The sequence below is a fragment of the Micromonospora maritima genome (assembly GCF_902825405.1).
In the GTDB taxonomy this organism is placed as follows: Bacteria; Actinomycetota; Actinomycetes; order Mycobacteriales; family Micromonosporaceae; genus Micromonospora; species Micromonospora maritima.
The window spans coordinates 1-2,732 of the sequence record NZ_CADEAU010000630.1; the positions used below are offsets into that span (position 1 = coordinate 1).

Below are 2,732 nucleotides of genomic sequence, written 5' to 3' on the forward strand. Positions count from 1 at the left end.
GACGCCGGCGGCCCGGCGGTGCGGGTGGCCAGCCAGAACCTGCGCGCCGGCAATCCCGACCCGGCGGCCACCGCCGCCGCGCTGGCCGGTGCGGCTCCGGACCTGATCGGCCTGCAGGAGGTCGCCGACGGTCCGCGGGTGGCCTCGGTCCTGGCCGACCGCTACCCGCACCGGTCGGTGGTGTCCACGGTGGCGCTGTGGAGTCGCTGGCCGATCCGGGAGGCGCACGGCGTGGACACCGGCCTGGGCTGGGACCGGGCGTTGCGCGCGGTCGTGGCCGCCCCGCAGGGGGACCTCGCGGTGTACGTCGTGCACCTGGGCTCGGCGCGGGCCGGGCACACCGCCACCCGCGACGACACGGTGGCCGCGTTGGCCGCCGCCGTCCGCGCCGACCCGGCCGACCGGCTGGTGGTGCTCGGCGACCTGAACACCGCCACCACCGACCGGGTCTTCGACCCGCTGACCCGGCTGCTCGGCGACGCGCAGGCCGACGCCGGGCAGGGCTTCGGCTTCACCTGGCCGGCCGAACTGCCGGTGACCCGCCCGGACCACGTCCTCTACCGCGGGCTCACCCCGACCACCGCCGGGGTGGTACGCACCCCGGACAGCGACCACCGCGCGGTGACCGCCGGCTTCCGCTGGTGACCGGTCAGTGCCGGCCGTTCTCCGCCGGCGTGACCGTGAGCCGGTGCCGGCTCGGGTCACCGCTGGAGAACGGCCAGAGCCGGTCGGCGTACGCGACCAGGTCGGCCAGCTGCTCCCGGGTCAGCCCGGCCGAGGAGATCTCGGCGTGCACGTCGGCCCGGTAGCGGCCGTCGTCGTCCCGGCCCAGCTTCGCCTCGGCGGTCACCTGCACGGTGTGCGCCTCGTCGGTGATCTCACCCGCCGCCTCCACCGCGGCGTGGTGCAGGCAGGAGGCGAACGCGGCAGCCAGGAGCTGTTCCGGCGTCAGGCCGGTGCAGTGCGGCGCCAGCGGGGACGCCAGGGCGGAGGAGAGACCGCCGTCGTCGGTGCGTACGTGACCGCCCGCCGCGGTCGCCGTGGCCGTCTCGGCCAGCCAGGAACTCGGATCCGGCATCGCGTTCCTCCCGTCACTCATCGGCCCGGGTTCCCGGCCCCCGACCGGCGAAACCGCACCCGTGCCGGCAGTACGCTCAACCCACCCGACCGCTGGTGGCCGCGTCGACGGCCATCGCCTCCGTCGCCTCGGCGGCGGCCCGGCTGTTCCACGGCGACACCTCCGCCGCCCGTTGCCTCGGCAGCACCACGGTCATCGGCACGTAGACCCGGGCGTCCACCGCCTCGGCCAGCAGCAGCGCGGCCATCGCACTCGTCGGCCGGGCGGCCGGGTCCGCGTCGAGGCAGCTGCGGCACAGCTCCGCCACCTCGGGCGGCAGGCCGGGGATCTCCGGCAGCGGCCGGGGTGGCCGACGCCGCCGCGAGCCGAGCAGCTGCGTGGTGCTCCCGGCGTCGTAGGGCAGCCGACCGGTCAGGCAGTAGTAGAGCAGCACGCCCAGCGCGTACATGTCGGCGGCCGGGGTGGCCGGCTGCCGGTCGAGCTGCTCCGGGGCCAGGTACGCCGGGGTGCCCACGACGACCCCCTCCGGGGTGTGGTCGGGTGCGCCGGCCGGGGTGGCGATGCCGAAGTCGAGCACCTTCACCCCGAACGGGGTGAGGATCACGTTCGCCGGCTTCACGTCCCGGTGCACGATGCCGTGCCCGTGCGCGGCCGCCAGCGCCGCGCACACCTCGGCGCAGACCCGCACCGCGATGCGCCAGTCCAACGGGCCGTTGCGCAGGTGGGCGGCGAGCGTCTCGCCCTCGGCCAGCTCCATCACGATGTACGGCACCGGCCGACCGTCCGGCAGCTCGGCGGTGCCGAAGTCGTGCACGCTGGCGACGTTCGGGTGCACCAGCCGCGCCGCCGAGCGGGCCTCGGACCTGATCCGATGCACCGCGCCGGCGTCGCCGTCCAAGCCGGGTGAGATCAGCTTCACCGCCACGGTCCGGTCGAGCACACGGTCGTGGGCCCGCCAGACCTCCGACATGCCGCCCAGGCCGGCCCGCTGTTCGAGCTCGTACCGCCCGCCCAGCGTCCTCATCGACCACTCCCTGCCTCGTCCGGTCCCCTCCGGTCCCGCTACCCGGCCCCCGACCTGTGCAAACCGTCGGGGGTGCCGGGCCGGCCGGGGTAGCTTCGCGGCGAGGGTGTCGACAGGGGAACGGAGAGTGACCGTGGCTTCGGTGCGTGTGCGGTTCGTCGGCGGTCCCGCCGACGACCTGGTCCGGGACCTGCCCGCGGAGCCGGACGGCGCGCCACCGCCCCGGTGGATCCTGCGCCACCCCGACCGGCCGGCCGACGGTGTGGCGGACCACCTCTACGAGCGCGGCAACCGTGCCGGCCCGGAGGGCTGGACGATGCGCTACGTGCGCACCGACCCGTTCGGCGCGACCGAGTGACGCTCAGCCCGGACGGACGCCCGTGGTGTCGAGGATGACCGAGGTGACCAGGTCCGGGTCGTCGTGCATCGGCACGTGCCCGCAGCCCGGCAGGTCCAGGTGCCGGGCGGCGGGCAGTCGGGTACGGGCCAGCGCCGCCTGGCGGTAGGGCAGGATCCGGTCCCGGGTGCCCCACGCCACCGTCACCGGCACGGTGGGCGCGCCGGCGAACGCGTACCCCCGCCCGGCGCGGGCCACGGCACGGAACGCCCGCGCCTGCCGCAGCGCGCGGG

The 2,732-nt window shown here is 76.3% G+C and carries 5 protein-coding genes; 2 read left to right on the top strand and 3 right to left on the bottom strand.

Annotated features, from left to right (window positions below; all coding sequences use genetic code 11):
* On the top strand, positions 1 to 645 hold a 645-nt coding region (locus tag HUW36_RS30220; protein ID WP_174531203.1), incomplete at its 5' end, for an endonuclease/exonuclease/phosphatase family protein.
* A 4-nt stretch (positions 646 to 649) separates the two neighbouring features.
* On the opposite strand, the gene HUW36_RS30225 is transcribed toward HUW36_RS30220, so the two are convergent.
* Positions 650 to 1,078, bottom strand: coding sequence for an OsmC family protein (locus HUW36_RS30225; protein ID WP_174531207.1), 429 nt, complete (start codon positions 1,076 to 1,078; stop codon positions 650 to 652).
* 76 nt (positions 1,079 to 1,154) lie between these two features.
* A complete protein-coding gene (locus HUW36_RS30230; protein ID WP_174531204.1) occupies positions 1,155 to 2,102 on the bottom strand; it encodes a serine/threonine-protein kinase in 948 nt (315 codons plus the stop codon).
* Positions 2,103 to 2,235: 133 nt separating this feature from the next.
* Between HUW36_RS30230 and HUW36_RS30235 the strand changes: the two genes are divergently transcribed.
* Positions 2,236 to 2,460, top strand: coding sequence for a hypothetical protein (locus HUW36_RS30235; RefSeq protein ID WP_174531205.1), 225 nt, complete (start codon positions 2,236 to 2,238; stop codon positions 2,458 to 2,460).
* 3 nt (positions 2,461 to 2,463) lie between these two features.
* Here HUW36_RS30235 and HUW36_RS30240 read toward each other — a convergent pair.
* On the bottom strand, positions 2,464 to 2,732 hold a 269-nt coding region (locus tag HUW36_RS30240), incomplete at its 5' end, for an alpha/beta fold hydrolase (protein ID WP_174531206.1).

What these genes read in the sequence shown, in the direction of transcription:
- HUW36_RS30225 (WP_174531207.1), bottom strand. Translation starts at nt 1,078, where the DNA reads ATGCCGGATCCGAGTTCCTGGCTGGCCGAGACGGCCACGGCGACCGCG.
- HUW36_RS30230 (WP_174531204.1), bottom strand. Translation starts at nt 2,102, where the DNA reads ATGAGGACGCTGGGCGGGCGGTACGAGCTCGAACAGCGGGCCGGCCTG.